Genomic DNA, 17,207 nt, shown 5'->3' with positions numbered 1-17,207 from the left:
CATGACTCAGAACAGCGACATTCTTTGCATCGGTTCTGTCCTTTGGGACGTGATCGGCAGGTCTGCCAGCGCCATGCGGCAGGGCTCGGACGTGCCGGGGCGGATTACCCGGCTGCCCGGTGGTGTGGCCATGAACATTGCCATGACGCTTGTGCGCTTTGGCATGACACCTACCCTCTTGACAGCCATCGGCCGCGACCCCGAGGGCGATGAACTGGTCAATGCCTGCGCCCGGCTGGGGATGGTGACGGACCACATCTACCGCTCGCAGGATCTGCCAACCGACCGCTATATGGCCGTAGAAGGTGCTAATGGCCTGATTGCTGCCATTGCCGATGCCCATTCACTTGAGGCGGCTGGGGCCAAGATACTGCGACCACTGATGCACGGGCCGCTGGGGTTTGAAAACGCCCCCTTCAACGGACCGATCGCGCTGGACGGTAACCTGACACTGAACCTGCTTGAGGAAATCGCCCAAAGCCCCGCCTTTGCCCGCGCCGATTTACGCGTGGCCCCGGCCTCGCCCGGCAAGGCCGAACGTCTGCTGCCGTTCCTGAAACATGCGCGTGCGACATTGTATGTGAATCTCGAAGAGGCCGGCATTCTGTGCCAACGCGAATTCGCGAATTCCGAGTCGGCCGCGAAGGGCCTGCTGGATCGCGGCGCGTTGCGCGTGCTGGTCACGGATGGCGGCAACTCGGCCACCGTTGGCAATGCTGACGAGATTTTGACCCAAACACCCCCGTCCGTTCTGGTCACCCGCGTGACCGGCGCGGGGGACACATTCATGGCGGCCCATATCGCCTCAGAATCCGGCGGAGCATCCAGCGCAGAGGCTCTGACCCGCGCTCTGAACGCCGCCGCAACATACGTATCCGGAGAGACCCCACTGTGATCGACATTCAATATTCCGCCGAGGTCCGCGCCGCCAAAGACGCAGGCCAACCCATCGTTGCGCTGGAAAGCACCATCATCACCCATGGGATGCCCTACCCTCAGAATATCGAGGTGGCGGCACAGGTCGAACAGGACATCCGCGACGCAGGCGCAGTCCCGGCTACTATAGCCGTGATCAAAGGAAAGCTGCACGTCGGTCTTGAGGCCGATGAGCTGAAATCGCTGGGCCAGGCTCAGGGCGTCGCCAAGCTGTCCCGTGCGGACATGGCTGCCTGTATGGCAACCGGCGGAACCGGCGCGACGACGGTCGCGGCCACAATGATCGCCGCGCATTACGCCGGGATCGAGGTTTTCGCCACTGGCGGCATTGGCGGTGTACATCAGGGCGCCGAGACGACCTTTGACATCTCGGCCGATCTGCACGAGCTGGCGCAGTCCCCGGTAACGGTCGTGGCTGCGGGTGCCAAAGCCATCCTCGACCTGGCCAAAACGCTAGAGGTTCTGGAAACGCTGGGCGTTCCGGTCATCGCATACGGACAGGACGAATTCCCGGCTTTCTGGTCTGCGAAGTCGGCCTATGCCGCACCGCTTCGCATGGACAGCGCAGACGATATCGCCAAGGCCCACGCAACACGCCGCGCGCTTGGTCTTCCGGGCGGTCAACTGGTCGCCAACCCCATACCGACCGAGGATCAAATCCCGGCCGAGGAACTGGCCCCGATCATCGCCTCGGCCCAGGCTGACGCTGACGCACACCGTATCAGCGGCAAAGGTGTCACGCCCTACCTGCTGCAACGAATCTACGAGCAGACAGAAGGACGTTCGCTGACGGCTAACATCGCCTTGGTGCGTAACAATGCGCGACTGGCGGCCGGAATTGCACGGGCCCTGTCCAACCGAACCGATTGAGATAAACCTATTGTACCTACGCACCGGACTGCTTAACTAACTCGGCAGAAAACCGCTCAGGACCGCAATGAACACACCATTTGACGAAGAACCGCATCGCCGCCCGGGTCTGCTGTCCCGGCTGCGTGCGTCTTTCCTGACAGGCATTGTGGTCATTGCACCGGTGTGGCTGACGATCTGGCTGATCTGGTCGGTCGTCGGCTGGATCGACAGCGCGGTGCTGCCGCTTATACCTCAGCAGTTCCAGCCTCAGGAATATGTCGGCATTAACCTGCGTGGCGTGGGCGTCGTCATCTTCCTGACCTTCACCGTCATAGTCGGTTGGATTGCAAAGGGTATTCTGGGTCGGTCCCTGATCCACTTTGCTGAAAGCCTTGTGAGCCGGATGCCCGTTGTCCGGTCTGTCTACTCCGGGATCAAGCAAATCTCGGAAACCGTGTTTGCACAGACCGAGCGGTCCTTTGAAAAAGCCTGCCTGATCCAATACCCGCGCCGGGGCATATGGGCGATTGGCTTTGTCTCCACCACAGCAAAGGGTGAAGTCAGCGATCGGGCAGAAACCAGTGGCGGCCTGCTGGGTGTATTCGTTCCGACCACACCCAATCCGACGTCCGGGTTCCTTTTGTTCTTTCCGGCTGAGGACGTGATCATATTGGACATGTCCATCGAAGACGCCGCGAAACTGGTGATTTCTGCGGGCCTTGTTTACCCCAACGAAAAAGACCCGACGCAACCGCCCGAGTGATCAGCCAAACATCTCGGGCAAGTTGACGGTGCTGCGCGCGCCGAGATCATCCTTGTTTTCCGACAGGAACCTATCCGCGGCGGCACGTCCGGCATCTTTTAGTTTGTGCAGGATTACCGGGTTCGGAACTGTTTTCGTCGCAACCGAAAGCTCGTTCATCAACTCATCATCCGCAATCATATGTACGAGAACCCGGTTCATCTCTCCGGCCTTCAGCTTACCCTCCGCCAACAGACGCTGAACAAAACTGATCGCCCGCAGTTCACGAAACAGGGACGAGTTAAAGCTGATCTCGTTGATCCGGTTCTGTATCTGTTGCGGCGTTTTCGGCACCTCGTCCCGTTCCAGCGGATTGATGTTCACGATCACCACGTCGTCGGGCAAATCCGCGTTGAACAAAGGATACAGCGCCGGGTTGCCGGTATAACCACCATCCCAATACGCCTCCGTCCGGCCAGACTTCGGATCAAAGATCTCAACCGCCTGGAACAGGTTCGGCAGGCAGGCCGAAGCCAGAATGGCATCTGTCGAGATCTCATCTCCGGTAAATACGCGGATCTTACCGCTGCGCACACAGGTCGCGCAGACAAACAGCTGCGGCCCTTCATCGGCACAGATTTCATCGAAGTTGAACCGGTCCACGACCGGTTCCAACGGGTTGCGATAGAACGGACCATAGGCGTAAGGCGACACCAGACGCGACCAGGCATCGCCGACCGAGAAAGGCAACGAATATTCCATCGCCTGCGCGATCTGAGCGGGCTCCAGCGACTGCATCCAGTTGGCAAGGCGCATGTCGCCAACTGCGCCCATGCGGGTCCACAAACCGTCCAGACTCGCCCGCGCCCCGTCGCGCCTGTTGTGAACCATCCCGGACTTAAACGCGGCCCCATTCAGAGCCCCGGCCGAAGTTCCGGTAATCGCCGCGACCTCGACATCCTCTTCGTCCAGTAGCCGATCCAGAACGCCCCAGGTAAAAGCCCCATGCGCCCCGCCACCCTGCAATGCCAGATTGATCCGTTTCACCATCCCGCCCCTTCACCTTTTCCAAAATACTCCGGGGGTACGGGGGCAGAGCCCCTGTGAAACCTCACAAAGCCGTCCAACCGCCATCCACTGAAATCGTGGTCCCGGTGATTTGTGCGGCCGCATCTGAGCACAGGAAGATCGTGGTGCCGCCGAGTTGCTCAACCGTGGCAAACTCTTTCGATGGCTGACGCTCCAGCAGGACGTTTTTAACCACGTCCTCGCGGCTCATGCCATACTCCTTCATCGTGTTCGGGATCTGGGCTTCGACCAGAGGCGTCAACACGTAGCCAGGACATATCGCATTGCAGGTGATCGGTTCCTGCGCCGTTTCCAACGCCACAGTCTTGGTCATCCCCACGACCCCGTGCTTGGCCGCGACATAAGCTGCTTTGAACGGAGATGCCGTCAAACCATGCGCCGAGGCGATATTCACGATCCGCCCCCACCCGGCCGCGCGCATCATTGGCAGAGCAGCAGCCATAGTGTGATAGGTCGAGTTCATGTTGATCGCGATGATCGCATCCCACTTGTCGGTCGGAAACTGATCGATGGGCGCGACATGCTGAATTCCCGCGTTGTTCACCAGAATGTCGCAAGCCCCGGCCTGCTCGATCAGAGCGCGGCATTCATCACCCTTGGACATGTCGGCTTTGATATAGCGCGCATTGGTGCCGGTTTCTTGCGAGATCTCGGCGGCCAGGGCGTGATCCTCGTCGCGGTCGGTAAAGGAATTCAGCACGACGTTCGCGCCAGCCTTGGCCAATTCACGCGCGACCCCCAATCCGATGCCCGAATTTGATCCGGTGATGATGGCTGTTTTTCCCGAAAGGCTCATGGCCGAACTCCTTCAAAATCCAGTTTGACGACACACTGCCATGCTGCACCTGCAAAGAAAACGGGGAAACATTCGGACGGCACATCCGGAGCCAAATCCGCACAAAAAAAACGCCCGCACGAAGCGGGCGTTAAGTTATTGAGGCAGGTTTCATACAGGCAAGAAACCTATCGAGCAGTGGAACCTTTATAAGCAATTCCGCGCCTTCGTCCAAGCTAAAAGTTTGAAAATATGAAAAATCATCGCTACGATGAATCCCAACAAAATAAGGCCAGAGCAGGATTGTTTCCAAAATGAGCCCCGATTTTCTACGCCCCGTACGTCCTTGGATTGCGGGAATCACTGCCCTTTTGAGCACTTCCATCGCTCATGCAGAATCGGCCCATGGCATAGCTATGTATGGCGACCCGGCGCTACCACCGGATTTTGTGTCTCTGCCCTACGCCAATCCGGATGCGCCAAAAGGTGGGAACGTCGTTTTCGGGAATACCGGCGGCTATAACAGTTTGAACCCGTTCGTGCAAAAAGGCAGCTCTCCGTGGCAATTGCGGTTTTGGACCCACGAAAGCCTGATGGGCCGATCCTGGGACGAACCTTTCACTCTTTACGGGCTATTAGCCGAATCAGTTGAGACTGCTCCGGACCGGTCCTGGGTCGAATTTACGCTCCGGGAAAACGCTCGATTCTCGGATGGCACCCCGGTGACTGTCGACGATGTCATCTGGTCGTATGAGACGTTGGGCACCGAAGGCCATCTGCGATATCGCGGTCTGTGGGGCAAAATTGACAGCATCGAACAAACCGGACCTAGGTCCGTGCGCATCACCTTTAACGAGCCTGACCGCGAACTTGCCCTTATTGCGGGGATGCGCCCAATCCTGCAGAAAGCCCAATGGGAAGGAAAAGACTTCGCCAATGCCGGGCTGCATGACATTCCGGTCGGCACCGGCCCTTATGTCGTCGACAGCTATGAGGCTGGCAGATACGTAAACCTGAAACGGAATCCGGATTATTGGGGCACCGACATCCCCTTCCGCCGCGGCACCATGAATCTGGATGAGATGCGGATCGAATTTTACGGCGATGGCACCGTTCTGTTCGAGGCCTTCAAAGCCGGAGAACTGACCGCCGTGCGCGAATTCAACGCCGACAAATGGGCCACACAATACAACTTCCCGGCCGTTCAAAGCGGTGACGTCATCAAAATCGAAATCCCGCACGGCAAGCCCTCGGGCATGACCGGGTTCGTGATGAATACACGTCGGGCTCCGTTTGACGACTGGCGCGTTCGCGAAGCGTTAATGTTGGCCTTTAACTTCGAGTTTATCAACGACACCATCACGGGTGACGCACAACCGCGTATCACATCCTATTTCTCAGGCTCGGATCTGGCCATGCAGCCTGGCCCAGCTACCGGGCGCGTCGAAGAGCTGCTGCTGTCCTTCAAAGACGATCTGCCGCCCGGAGCGCTAGAGGGATACACCCTGCCGGAAGGCGATGGATCTGCCCGGAACCGGTCCAATGTCCGGGCCGCGACCAAACTGCTGGCTGACGCGGGATGGACCATTCAAGACGGTATACTGCGCAACGAAAATGGCGATTCCTTCACGATGACCGTGTTGCTACAACAAGGCGACACCGAGAGTCAGACGGCTATCGAGATTTACTCGCGCGCGTTGGAGCGTCTTGGTATTCAGGTGACAATAGAACAGGTCGACAGTGCCCAATTCACCGGACGAACATCCGAGCTGGATTTCGACATGACATTCTTCCGCCGCGCTCTGTCCTTGTCACCAGGCAACGAACAACGCCTGTACTGGGGCAGCGAAAATGCGGACACGCCGGGCACCCGCAATTTGATGGGTGTCACCTCACCCGCTGTGGACGGTTTGATTGACGCGATGCTTGCTTCGGAAAGCCATGAGGATTTTGTTGCGGCGACCCGCGCCCTTGATCGCGTTCTGACCGCGGGACGCTATGTCATTCCGATCTGGAACTTCGATGTGGGACGGATCGCCCATGCCAAAGAGCTTAAACAGCCGCAGACTCTGCCGATTTATGGCGATGGGCCGGAATACATGCCGCAGGTCTGGTGGTACGAAGAGTAATCAGCCAGTCGCGGCCTTTACAGGCGTAGGCGGAAATCGGCACAATGCCATATGCCACCGCATATAGCGGACCTCTTTCCGACCTGCGCCGACATGTTGTCGTTGACCCTACGTCAAGTAGCCTTTTAAAAAACCTACACAAAAGGCTTTACTGAACGGGTATTGGCAATATAGCTTGTACATATATTGCAGCGTACGTCGCGAACTGATTATTGCTTTGATTTTCAAAACATAACTCTTCGTCCGGTGCAATTCACATCGAATTCACGGACCGGCCTCCACTCACTCCAAACTTAGGTCCGTTTGCCCGTTGCGGGTAGGCTGCAACGGGCAATTTCGCTTCTGTCAAACAACATACACAGGTGCGACATTTTGTCATGCCCGGTCACTACCTTTGCGTCCGTACGCTGAACTACGGGCCGAGCAGTTGTGAAACCTAAAATACGGAAAGCTCGCTGATGTTGAACTGGACCGATCTAACGCAAGACTGGGACGCAATGTATGCGCGCGCCAAACGGCGTTTTCCGAACCTGCGGGATCAGGACATGGTGCGGTTGAGCAAGGACCGCAAACGTTTCGAAGCGTATCTGGCCGAGCGCCACCAACTGACTATGAACGAAGCCCACGAAGAGCTTGAGGACTTTTTGTTCACAGAAGGTTTGAACCGCGAATTTAGCCGCTCGTTAAGTAAGTGATGTCACCCACAGGATCATTGCGTCTTCGTCGCTGACCGAGATTACATTGTGACCCATGCTACCGTCGTAATAGGCGCTGTCGCCGCGGCGCATCTCAACTGGTTCATAAAACTCGGTATACAGGCGAACAACCCCCGTCAGAACATACAGGAACTCTTCGCCGTCGTGGCGCACCCAGCCGTCGAACTCTTCCATTGAACGTGCGCGGACGCGAGCCCGATAGGGCAGCATCTGCTTTTTCGTCAGCGTGTCAGCCAGCAATTCATGTTCGTAAGTGGCAGTGGGGTGTGCCGACCCTTCGCCCATCCGCGTTACGGCCATTCGGCCGATCACCTGCTCTCGCTGCGGCGGGGTAAACAGCTGCGGTACGGAAATCTCCAAACCGGTTGCCAGCTTTTTCAGCGCGTCATAGGTGGGCGACATCTGGCCGTTTTCAATCTTGCTGAGCGTTGAACGCGCCAGACCAGCCTGCGTTGCCGCCTGTTCAAGCGTCCACTGTCGCGCTTTTCGCAGCTCGCGCACACGCGCGCCGAGGTCAAGCGGTTCAACTTCCGTATGTTCGCCCGAGTCACGCGCGATGCGGATCAGGGATGTCTGGTCTTGGGTGCTCATGAGTCATTCTATAGGCGCAGCCTGTCGTGCTTGCAACGCACCTGTCGTCACGCTAGCCAGTTGCTATGCTTTCTGTATTCGATCAGGGGCCGCCGCCGGCCTGCCCGACACCATTCAATCTGGCTGCGCATGTTCTACGCTCTGCGGACAGGCTTGCGGACAAGACCGCCCTGTCCGTTCTGGGCCCGACGGATGCCACGCATTGGACATATCGCGACCTGAAACAGGCCATTCTTGGCACCGGAACCGGGCTGCTGAATGCCGGGTTAAAACCCGGCGATATCGCGTTGATGCGGTTGGGGAACACAGTTGATTTCCCCGTTGCCTATCTGGGCGCGATTGCTGTCGGTATCGTGCCCGTTCCGACTTCGTCGCAGCTGACCGAGCCCGAAACGGCGCGCATGATCGAAGACCTCAAGCCCGCCGCGATCCTGCGCGACCCGGCTGTCGCCTGCGCCATGCATCCGGTTCAGATTGATTTGAGCGCTTTGGCCGGGATGCGCGCCCTGCCCCCGGCCGCGTTTCAAATGGGCGACCCGGACCGAATGGCTTATGTCGTCTATACGTCAGGTACGTCCGGTAAACCGAGGGCCGTGGCCCATGCCCATCGCGCCATCTGGGCACGCCAGATGATGGTCGACGGTTGGTACGGTCTGCGCGAGAGCGACCGTTTGTGCCATGCGGGCGCGTTCAACTGGACGTATACCCTGGGCACCGGGTTGATGGACCCGTGGACTATCGGCGCGACGGCTTTGATCCCCGAACCTGGAACCGATTTAAACGCCCTGCCCGCCCTATTGCGCCGACATCAAGCAACCATATTCGCCGCCGCACCCGGTGTATTCCGAAAAGCGTTGAGCTCTGCGGATGACCTCCACCTGCCAGACCTGCGACACGGGCTGTGCGCCGGCGAAAAGCTGTCGCGCCACCTTCACGAAAGATGGACGCAGACGACGGGTACCGAGCTTTATGAGGCTTACGGGATGTCCGAATGCTCGACCTTCATTTCCTCCAGCCCGGAACATCCGGCGCGGGGCGATGCGTTGGGGCAACCTCAGCCCGGCCGTCGCGTGGCGATACTGGGGTCGGATGGGCCGGTGCCGCAGGGTCAGGAAGGTACGATTGCCGTGCACCGGTCTGACCCTGGCCTGATGCTGACCTATCTCAACGCTCCGGACGAAGCCAAAGCCCGCATGCAGGGCGATTGGTTCCTGACCGGCGATCAGGGAGCGATGGCCGTTGACGGCCAGATAACCTATCTGGGCCGCGACGACGACATGATGAACGCGGGCGGCTACAGGGTGTCTCCGGTCGAGGTCGAGGCCGTGCTGTCCAGATACCCCGGCATCGCACAGGTCGGGGCGGCCGTTGTCGAAGTCAAACAGGACACATTTGTGATAGCCGCCTTCTATACCGGTCCGGAAAAGCTGGACGAAAACGCTCTGCGCACCTATGTCGAGGCAAATCTGGCACGTTACAAACAACCGCGCGCCTTCATCCATCTGCCCGAACTGCCCACCGGCGGAAACGGCAAACTTCTGCGCCGGGCGCTGCCGGCCTACTTCAAGGCGACCAACGAATGACCCAGACCGTCAAGCTTGATATCATGTCCGACCCGATCTGCCCGTGGTGCTATATCGGCAAAACGCATCTGGACAAGGCTCTGGCAGCAATCCCCGACCACCCGTTCGTCATTGAATGGCATCCGTTCCAATTGAACCCCGATATGCCGGATGCGGGCATGGACCGCCGCGAATACCTTGAGCGTAAGTTTGGCGGCAAAGAAGGGGCTGTGCGCGCCTATGCTCCGGTCGTCGAGCACGCCGAAAATGCTGGTTTAAAGATCGACTTCGAAGGCATGAAGCGCACGCCCAACACTCTGGACGCCCATCGCCTGATCCACTGGGCCGGGATCGAGGGCAAACAGAACGCTATTGTGGACGCCTTGTTCGACGCCTATTTCGTACAGGCCCGCGATATCGGTGATCACGAGGTGCTGGCCGATATCGCTGACAATGCCGGAATGGACGCGGCCGTTGTACTGAAACTGTTGAAATCTGACGCCGACCGCGAGGATATCAGCAACCGCGACAGCCATTCCCGGCAGATGGGCGTCAGCTCGGTCCCAACCTTTATCGTCGCCAATCAGCACGCTGTTCCCGGGGCGCAACCCCCTGAAATGTGGGAAAAAGTGATTGCCGAGATCATATCTCAACTTGAGGCTTCCCCTGCAAATTAGCACAGACCCCTGTGCATTTAGACACCTAGCGCCACCTGATCTGCCGTGATAGCGCGATCAGGTCAGGAGGGCGCCATGGCCAATCGCATGTCTCGCGGCGAGTTCATCGCACTTATCGCAATGATGTTTGCAACGATCGCGTTTTCGATCGACTCGATGTTGCCGGCACTGCCGAATATTGGCGCACAGCTCAGCCCGGATGACGTCAACAAGGCGCAGCTGATCCTCACCTCGTTTGTTCTGGGCATGGGGATCGGCACGTTTTTCACCGGCCCGCTGTCCGACGCCTTTGGCCGCAAACCGGTGATCTATGTCGGTTCTGTTCTGTATATCGTGGCCGCCGCAGCGGCATGGGCCAGTTCTTCGCTCGAGATGCTGCTGGTTGCCCGTATCTTTCAGGGGATCGGGTGTGCGGCCCCTCGTGTGGTGGCCATGGCGATTATCCGTGACCTGTACTCGGGCCGTGAAATGGCCCGCATCGTGTCCATCGCCATGATGATCTTCACGCTGGTGCCCGCGATTGCGCCGATGCTGGGGGCTGGCGTGATCGCCCTGACAGGCTGGCGTGGCATCTTTGCCTCGTTCATGCTGTTCTCGCTGATCACCGTTGTTTGGATGGGTCTGCGTCTGCCCGAGTCGCTTGCTGCGGAAAACCGTCGCCCCTTGCGCCTGCCACTGATGCTGGACGCCGCACGCCAGATGTTTGCACACCCAACCGTTCGGGTGTCTATTATGGTGCAGACCCTCTGCCTAGGCATGCTGTTCACCATGCTGACCATGGTACAGCCGATCTACGACATCATCCACGACAGCGCCGACAGTTTCCCGTTCTGGTTCGGTTTCGTTGCCTTGATGTCTGGGTCCGCCAGCCTGTTGAACGCGGCGCTTGTTATCAAACTGGGCATGCGTCGGATCGTGACTTGGGCATTGGGCGCTCAGGTCATCTTCACAACAGCCGTCATCGCGCTAAATGCGACAGAGCTTTCGCCCACCTTGTCCTTTGCTGTTTTCGTCAGTTGGCAGACGGCCGTGTTCTTCATGGCGGGCATGACGATGGGCAACCTGAACGCCATCGCGATGGAGCCGATGGGCCATATTGCAGGTATGGCGGCTTCGGTGATCGGGGCGATCTCAACTGTTCTGGCCGCTGCGATCGCGGCTCCGATTGGCCTCTTGTTCGACGGATCAATCGCCCCGCTGGCACTGGGCATTCTGACCATGAGCACGCTTGGTTTCAGCCTGATGCTGCACATGGGCCGTGTTGAAAACCGGCTGGCGGCCTGACCTGTGCAGAGCCAATGAATCAGTCTAACCTTCCCTCAATCCGAGGGGAGATTTTCAATGAGCGATTACTACGATCTGGGCGTCTATTCCTGTCCTGTCACAACCAGTTCCTCTGACGCACAGCTGTGGTTCGACCGCGGGCTGAACTGGACCTACGGTTTTAACCACGACGAAGCAGTCGTGTGCTTTCAGCGTGCATTAGAGTTTGACCCCGATTGTGCAATGGCACACTGGGGCGTCGCGTACGCGGCGGGCCCGAACTACAACCTCCCCTGGGATCTGCGCGATGACCGCGGACAACAAAAAGCACTGGCACTCGCCTACGACGCAACTCAGCAGGCATTGACCTTGGCCGAGTATTGCACCCCCATTGAGCAAGCGCTGATCCGCGCCCTGCCTGCAAGGTACCCACAGCGCGACCCGGTTGATGATATGCACGGATGGGACCACGATTTTGCCGACGCCATGCGCGCAGCCTTTGTAGAACAGCCCGACCATTTAGATCTGCGCACCATTTACGTAGAGTCCTTGCTGAACCTGACCCCCTGGCAGATGTGGGACCTGAAATCCGGGCAGCCCGCAGAAGGCGCTGCGACGCTGGAGGCACAGAATGCGCTAGAAGATGCGATGGCCAACGATCCTGGGGCCATGTCACACCCGGGCCTGCTGCATCTTTACGTTCACCTGATGGAGATGTCGCCGACGCCGGAAAAGGCGCTGAAGGCCGGCGATGTCCTGCGCACTCTGGTTCCGGATGCTGGCCATCTGGTGCACATGCCGACGCATATCGACGTATTGTGCGGGCACTATCACAACGTCGTCTATTGGAATGAAAAGGCCACCGAGGCAGATCTGGAATATTACGAGCGCGAGGGCGCGTTCAACATCTACACCGGCTATCGCCAGCACAATTATCACTTTGCCATCTACGGCGCGTTGTTTCTGGGACAGATGGAACCCGCACTGCGCGCCAATCAGGGGATCTGGGACACCACGCCCGAAGAAATGCTACGTATGGAAAGTCCGCCCATGGCGGATTTCTTCGAAAGCTACATGTCGATGGGGCCTCATATCCTGATCCGCTTTGGTCGGTGGGAAGAGGCGAAAGCCCTGCCCTTGCCAGAAGACCAAAACCTCTACCGCACGGTCACGGCGACCACCCATTACGCCCGCGCAGTCGCATATGCCGCGACCGGACAGGTCGCCGAGGCTGAGGCCGAAGAGCAGCTGTTCCTCGCCGCCAAGGACCGGGTGCCTGAAACCCGGCTACTGCACAACAACCGGGTGGTTGATCTGCTGGAAATCGCCCGTGAAATGCTGCGGGGCGAAATCGAATACCGAAATGGCAACTACGAGCAGGCCTACACCCACCTGCGCCGTTCCGTCGAGCTGGACGACACGCTGCCCTACGACGAGCCGTGGGGCTGGATGCAGCCCACGCGCCATGCGCTTGGGGCGTTGCTGTTCGAGCAGGGGCACGCAGCCGAGGCAGAGGCGGTCTATCGTGAGGATCTGGGTTTGGGTGGCAACCTCAGCCGCGCCTCAATTCACCCGGACAATGTCTGGAGCCTGAAGGGTCTATACGATTGCCTGAAAGCCCGCGGCGAAACCGTCGAGATCCAACAGATAAAACAGCGCCTCGATCTGGCACTGGCCCGTGCCGACCGCGCTGTCGGAGCCTCCTGTTTCTGCGCCCAAGCCGCTATGAGGGCTACTTGATGAAATTTACCCTTGTGCTTTTGGCCATGATCTGCGGCCCGGCCCTTGCCGAGCGGCAGTCGTTTCCGCCCGTCGATGAGGCGGACCGCGATCCAACACTTGTGGCCTTTCGCGAGGCGTTGCTGGCTAAGGTTGCGGCGCGGGATATCGAAGGCGTCATCGCTGATACCTGCCCGGATATCTATCTCAGCCATGGCGGCAATGGCGGCCCTTTGGAGTTGCGCGCGAACCTTGACCCCGACCCGGAAACCCTGCCGGAACAGGATCGCCGCCACGCGGACAAGATCCGCGAAGGGTATTGGAGCGATCTGGAGCACACGCTGACCCAGCCCGGATATTTCGACGAAGAAGGCGAGTTCTGGATGCCGCATCAATGGCAGATCACCCTGCCCGCCACACTGGACCCGCACATGGCTTTCTATGTCACGGGTCAGGACGTGGCGCTGCGCAAAGCGGCCGTTGGCGGCGCACCAATACTGGCCCTTATCAGCCACGAGATCGTCATCGCCCCGAGCTACTCAGAGGTTAACGACTATCAAAGCGTCTATCTGACTGACGGAACAGCTGGCTACATGCACAGCGACTATCTGTGGCCCATGACTGGTCACCGTGCCGCGTTCGTGAAGTCCGACGCTGGCGAATGGCAACTGTGCACCTTTGTCAGCGGAGACTAGGCTTTCGCCTTTTTCTTCTTCTCGGCCATGACCTTCTCGGCCAGATCGCGAGCTATAGCGAAGGCGCCTTTGATTTTGTCGCTGTCCTTTTTCCAGTCACGACGCACGACGATCTTATTGTCTTTGACCTTCGCCAGCCCACGCTGGTTCTGGATGAACTCAACCAGACCCTGCGGGGACGCAAACTTGTCATTGTGGAATTGGATCGTTGCGCCTTTCGGCCCGCCATCCAGTTTTGCAATGCCTGCGCGTTTGCACATGGCCTTGATACGAACGACCAGCATCAGAGTGTTCACCTCTTTCGGCAGCGTGCCGAACCGGTCGATCAGTTCGGCGGCAAACCCTTCGAGTTCCACCTTGGTCGAGAGCGACGAAAGACGGCGATACAGACCCAGACGCACATCGAGGTCCGGCACATAATCCTCGGGGATCAGAACAGGCACGCCCAGATTGATCTGTGGTGCCCATTGATCGTCCGCGTCCGACAGCCCCTCCATCTCGCCGGCTTTGATCTTGGCAATCGCCTCTTCCAGCATGGATTGGTAAAGCTCGTACCCCACATCGCGCATCTGGCCGGATTGCTCCTCGCCCAGCAGGTTGCCCGCGCCGCGAATATCCAGGTCCTGCGAGGCCAGCGTGAAACCCGCCCCAAGGGTATCCAACGATCCCAGAACCCGTAGGCGTTTCTCGGCCGTGGCCGTCAGTTTCTGACGCGGCTTGGTGGTCAGATAGGCATATGCACGCGTTTTGGACCGTCCCACCCGGCCCCGGATTTGGTAGAGTTGTGCAAGGCCGAACATATCCGCACGGTGCACGACCATCGTATTCGCGGTTGGAATATCCAACCCGCTTTCGACAATCGTCGTCGCCAGCAACACGTCGTACTTGCCGTCGTAAAAGGCGTTCATCCGGTCGTCGAGCTCACCCGCCGCCATCTGTCCATGCGCCACGACATAGGTCAGCTCAGGTAGTTGTTCTTTCAGGAACTCTTCGATCTCAGGCAGGTCCGAGATGCGCGGCACCACGTAGAAGCTTTGCCCACCGCGATAGTGTTCGCGCAGCAACGCCTCGCGAATTGTCACCGCATCGAACTCGCTGACATAGGTCCGGATCGCCAGACGGTCGATGGGCGGTGTCCCGATGATCGACAAGTCCCGCACTCCGGTCAGAGACAATTGCAACGTTCGCGGGATCGGAGTTGCGGTCAGGGTCAGGACGTGGACATCACTGCGCAGTTGCTTCAGGCGTTCTTTGTGCCCAACACCGAAATGCTGTTCCTCGTCGATGATCAGCAGGCCGAGATTGTTGAACCGAATACCCTTGGCCAGCAGCGCGTGAGTGCCGATCACGATATCCACCGTTCCCCGTCCCAACCCGTCACGGGTCTGCTGCGCCTCTTTTGCAGAGACAAAGCGCGACAGTTGCCGCACCTCCAGCGGAAAGCCCCGGAAACGTTCCTTGAACGAAGCTGCGTGTTGGCGCGCCAACAGCGTGGTCGGTGCGATTACGGCGACTTGAACTCCGGACATGGCCGCAACAAAAGCCGCACGCATTGCAACTTCGGTTTTGCCAAATCCCACATCGCCGCAGATCAGGCGATCCATCGGCGCGCCTGAATGCATGTCCTCCATCACCTCGGAGATCGCGCGCAACTGGTCGTCGGTTTCCTGATACGGGAAGCGCGCGCTGAACTCCTCCCAGGCGTGTGGCGGCGGGTCCATGACAGGCGCCTTGCGCAATGCGCGTTCGGCCGCGATGCGGATCAGCTTATCCGCCATCTCGCGGATACGCTCTTTCAGCTTGGCCTTCTTCGCCTGCCACGCGCCACCACCCAGACGGTCCAGCAGCCCTTCGTCATGGCCGTATTTCGACAAAAGCTCGATATTTTCGACCGGCAGGTACAGCTTGGACTGTTCGGCGTATTCCAGCAGCAGGCATTCATGCGCGGCACCAGCAGCCGTGACGACCTCCATCCCCATATAGCGCCCGATCCCGTGGTCGACATGAACCACCAGATCACCGGGGGACAGCGATTGGGTTTCGGTCAGGAAGTTCTCGGCCTTGCGGCGTTTCTTGGGCTGGCGGATCAGGCGGTCGCCCAGAACGTCCTGCTCGGCAATGACCGCCAGACCCGGCGTTTCGAACCCATGCTCCAGCGCCCAGACTGCCAGATGCAGACCGCGTTTGCCGATGCGCGTGCCGTCGGTGACGGGGATCGCTTCGGCCAGACCTTCATCCTCGATCAAGCCAGTCAGGCGTTCACGCGCGCCCTCAGAGTAAGACGCGATTAGAACTGGCCGCTTGGCCATCTTGTCGGTGATATGGCTTGCCAGCGCACCAAACAGGCTGACGCTTTCCTGTTGTCTCTCGGGTGCAAAGTTTCGCCCGATGCGCCCGCCCGCGTCGATCACGCCGGGGCCACTGGCCTGTGGCAGAGGGCTGAACTGCATCACACGCCGGTCGCCGACCGCCTGTTCCCAGGCGGCGTCATCCAGATACAGCAATCCGGGTGGTGTTGGCTTATACACCGTGTCCATGCGCGAACGGTTTTCCAGCGCAAGCCGCCGCGTTTCGTATTGATCAGCAATCGTGTCCCACCGCGCCAGCCGCGCGGGCGTTACCTGATCGTCCAGCGAAACCGTCGCGCCGGGCAGATAGTCAAACAGCGTCTCGAGCTTTTCGTGAAAGAACGGCAGCCAGTGTTCGATACCCTGATGTTTGCGGCCTGCACTGACGGCCTCGTACAGCGGATCATCGGTACCGGCCGCGCCAAACTCAATACGGTAATTTTGACGAAACCGGGTTATGGCGGCATCGTCCAATATGACCTCCGAGACCGGTGCCAGTTCCACTACGTCCAGTTTTTCTGTCGTGCGCTGCGAAACCGGATCGAACCGGCGCGCACCATCGAGAACATCGCCGAACAGGTCCAGCCGGACAGGGCCGGATTCGCCCGGAGGGAAAATATCGATGATCCCGCCGCGGATTGCATAGTCGCCCGGCTCCATCACCGTTGGGCTCTGTGTGAATCCCATCCGCACAAGGAAGTTCCGCAACGCGGTTTCATCCACGCGTTGATTTACGCGCGCGGTAAAGGCGGCTTCGCGCAGGACATCGCGTGCAGGCACCCGCTGGGTCGCGGCATTCAGCGTCGTCAGCAGGACAAACCGATCGGGCATCTGGTGAACCAGCGCCGCCAGAGTCGCCACACGCGCTGCAGCGATATCTGCGTTGGGCGAGACCCGGTCATAAGGCAGACAGTCCCAACCCGGAAAAACGAACACCGGCATATCTGGCGCAAAAAAGGCCAGCGCCGCCCGCATGGCTTCCATTCGCTTGTCGTCGCGCGCGACATGACAGACCGGCCCGCCCGAGCGCGCGATCTCGTTCAGCACAAGCTGCGCGTCAAACCCTTCGGGAGCGCCGCCAACCGTCACATGGTTCGGAGCCGTCATCGCCTT

At 59.1% G+C, this 17,207-nt stretch carries 14 protein-coding genes; 10 read left to right on the top strand and 4 right to left on the bottom strand.

What is annotated here, in order from left to right; all coding sequences use genetic code 11:
• Window position 1: 1 nt before the first annotated feature.
• The 3 genes from MHN28_RS00540 (at window position 2) to MHN28_RS00530 (ending at window position 2,551) form a co-directional block, all read left to right on the top strand.
• On the top strand, window positions 2-895 hold the full coding sequence (locus MHN28_RS00540; RefSeq protein ID WP_239334915.1) for a PfkB family carbohydrate kinase: 894 nt from the start codon (window positions 2-4) through the stop codon (window positions 893-895).
• Window positions 892-1,806, top strand: coding sequence for a pseudouridine-5'-phosphate glycosidase (locus tag MHN28_RS00535; RefSeq protein ID WP_239334913.1), 915 nt, complete (start codon window positions 892-894; stop codon window positions 1,804-1,806). Before MHN28_RS00540 ends, MHN28_RS00535 begins: the two co-directional genes overlap by 4 nt.
• Before the next feature lie 67 nt (window positions 1,807-1,873).
• Complete coding sequence (locus MHN28_RS00530; RefSeq protein ID WP_239334912.1) at window positions 1,874-2,551, top strand: DUF502 domain-containing protein; 678 nt, start codon at window positions 1,874-1,876, stop codon at window positions 2,549-2,551.
• Here the strand turns inward: MHN28_RS00530 and MHN28_RS00525 are convergent, their stop codons facing one another.
• Together MHN28_RS00525 and MHN28_RS00520 are read right to left on the bottom strand one after the other, a co-directional pair.
• On the bottom strand, window positions 2,552-3,580 hold the full coding sequence (locus tag MHN28_RS00525; protein WP_239334910.1) for a patatin-like phospholipase family protein: 1,029 nt from the start codon (window positions 3,578-3,580) through the stop codon (window positions 2,552-2,554).
• A 61-nt stretch (window positions 3,581-3,641) separates the two neighbouring features.
• Window positions 3,642-4,415, bottom strand: coding sequence for a 3-hydroxybutyrate dehydrogenase (locus MHN28_RS00520; protein WP_239334908.1), 774 nt, complete (start codon window positions 4,413-4,415; stop codon window positions 3,642-3,644).
• 293 nt (window positions 4,416-4,708) lie between these two features.
• Between MHN28_RS00520 and MHN28_RS00515 the strand changes: the two genes are divergently transcribed.
• Both MHN28_RS00515 and MHN28_RS00510 read left to right on the top strand, forming a co-directional pair.
• Entirely contained in the window at window positions 4,709-6,523 is a 1,815-nt protein-coding gene (locus tag MHN28_RS00515; RefSeq protein ID WP_239334906.1) for an extracellular solute-binding protein, read from the top strand.
• Between the two features lie 458 nt (window positions 6,524-6,981).
• Entirely contained in the window at window positions 6,982-7,218 is a 237-nt protein-coding gene (locus MHN28_RS00510) for a hypothetical protein (protein WP_239334904.1), read from the top strand.
• Here the strand turns inward: MHN28_RS00510 and MHN28_RS00505 are convergent.
• Window positions 7,207-7,830, bottom strand: a complete 624-nt coding sequence (locus MHN28_RS00505; protein WP_239334902.1) for a helix-turn-helix domain-containing protein — start codon at window positions 7,828-7,830, stop codon at window positions 7,207-7,209. The two genes, MHN28_RS00510 and MHN28_RS00505, sit on opposite strands and share 12 nt — an antisense overlap.
• Before the next feature lie 65 nt (window positions 7,831-7,895).
• Between MHN28_RS00505 and MHN28_RS00500 the strand changes: the two genes are divergently transcribed.
• The 5 genes from MHN28_RS00500 to MHN28_RS00480 all read left to right on the top strand — a co-directional run bounded on the left by MHN28_RS00500 (window position 7,896) and on the right by MHN28_RS00480 (window position 13,746).
• Window positions 7,896-9,413 carry a class I adenylate-forming enzyme family protein gene (locus MHN28_RS00500; protein ID WP_239334900.1) on the top strand — a complete coding sequence of 506 codons (1,518 nt, stop codon included), beginning with the start codon at window positions 7,896-7,898 and terminating at the stop codon, window positions 9,411-9,413.
• A complete protein-coding gene (locus MHN28_RS00495) occupies window positions 9,410-10,069 on the top strand; it encodes a DsbA family oxidoreductase (RefSeq protein ID WP_239334898.1) in 660 nt (219 codons plus the stop codon). Before MHN28_RS00500 ends, MHN28_RS00495 begins: the two co-directional genes overlap by 4 nt.
• Before the next feature lie 75 nt (window positions 10,070-10,144).
• Entirely contained in the window at window positions 10,145-11,353 is a 1,209-nt protein-coding gene (locus MHN28_RS00490; RefSeq protein WP_239334896.1) for a multidrug effflux MFS transporter, read from the top strand.
• A gap of 57 nt (window positions 11,354-11,410) precedes the next feature.
• Window positions 11,411-13,072 carry a tetratricopeptide repeat protein gene (locus MHN28_RS00485; protein WP_239334894.1) on the top strand — a complete coding sequence of 554 codons (1,662 nt, stop codon included), beginning with the start codon at window positions 11,411-11,413 and terminating at the stop codon, window positions 13,070-13,072.
• Entirely contained in the window at window positions 13,072-13,746 is a 675-nt protein-coding gene (locus tag MHN28_RS00480) for an SH3 domain-containing protein (RefSeq protein WP_239334892.1), read from the top strand. Before MHN28_RS00485 ends, MHN28_RS00480 begins: the two co-directional genes overlap by 1 nt.
• Here the strand turns inward: MHN28_RS00480 and mfd are convergent.
• Window positions 13,743-17,201, bottom strand: a complete 3,459-nt coding sequence (mfd, locus tag MHN28_RS00475; protein WP_239334890.1) for a transcription-repair coupling factor — start codon at window positions 17,199-17,201, stop codon at window positions 13,743-13,745. The two genes, MHN28_RS00480 and mfd, sit on opposite strands and share 4 nt — an antisense overlap.
• Window positions 17,202-17,207 lie beyond the last annotated feature (6 nt).

This window comes from Ruegeria sp. Ofav3-42, assembly GCF_022347725.1.
Classification (GTDB): Bacteria; Pseudomonadota; Alphaproteobacteria; order Rhodobacterales; family Rhodobacteraceae; genus Ruegeria.
This window is presented reverse-complemented; position numbering and strand designations above follow the sequence as displayed.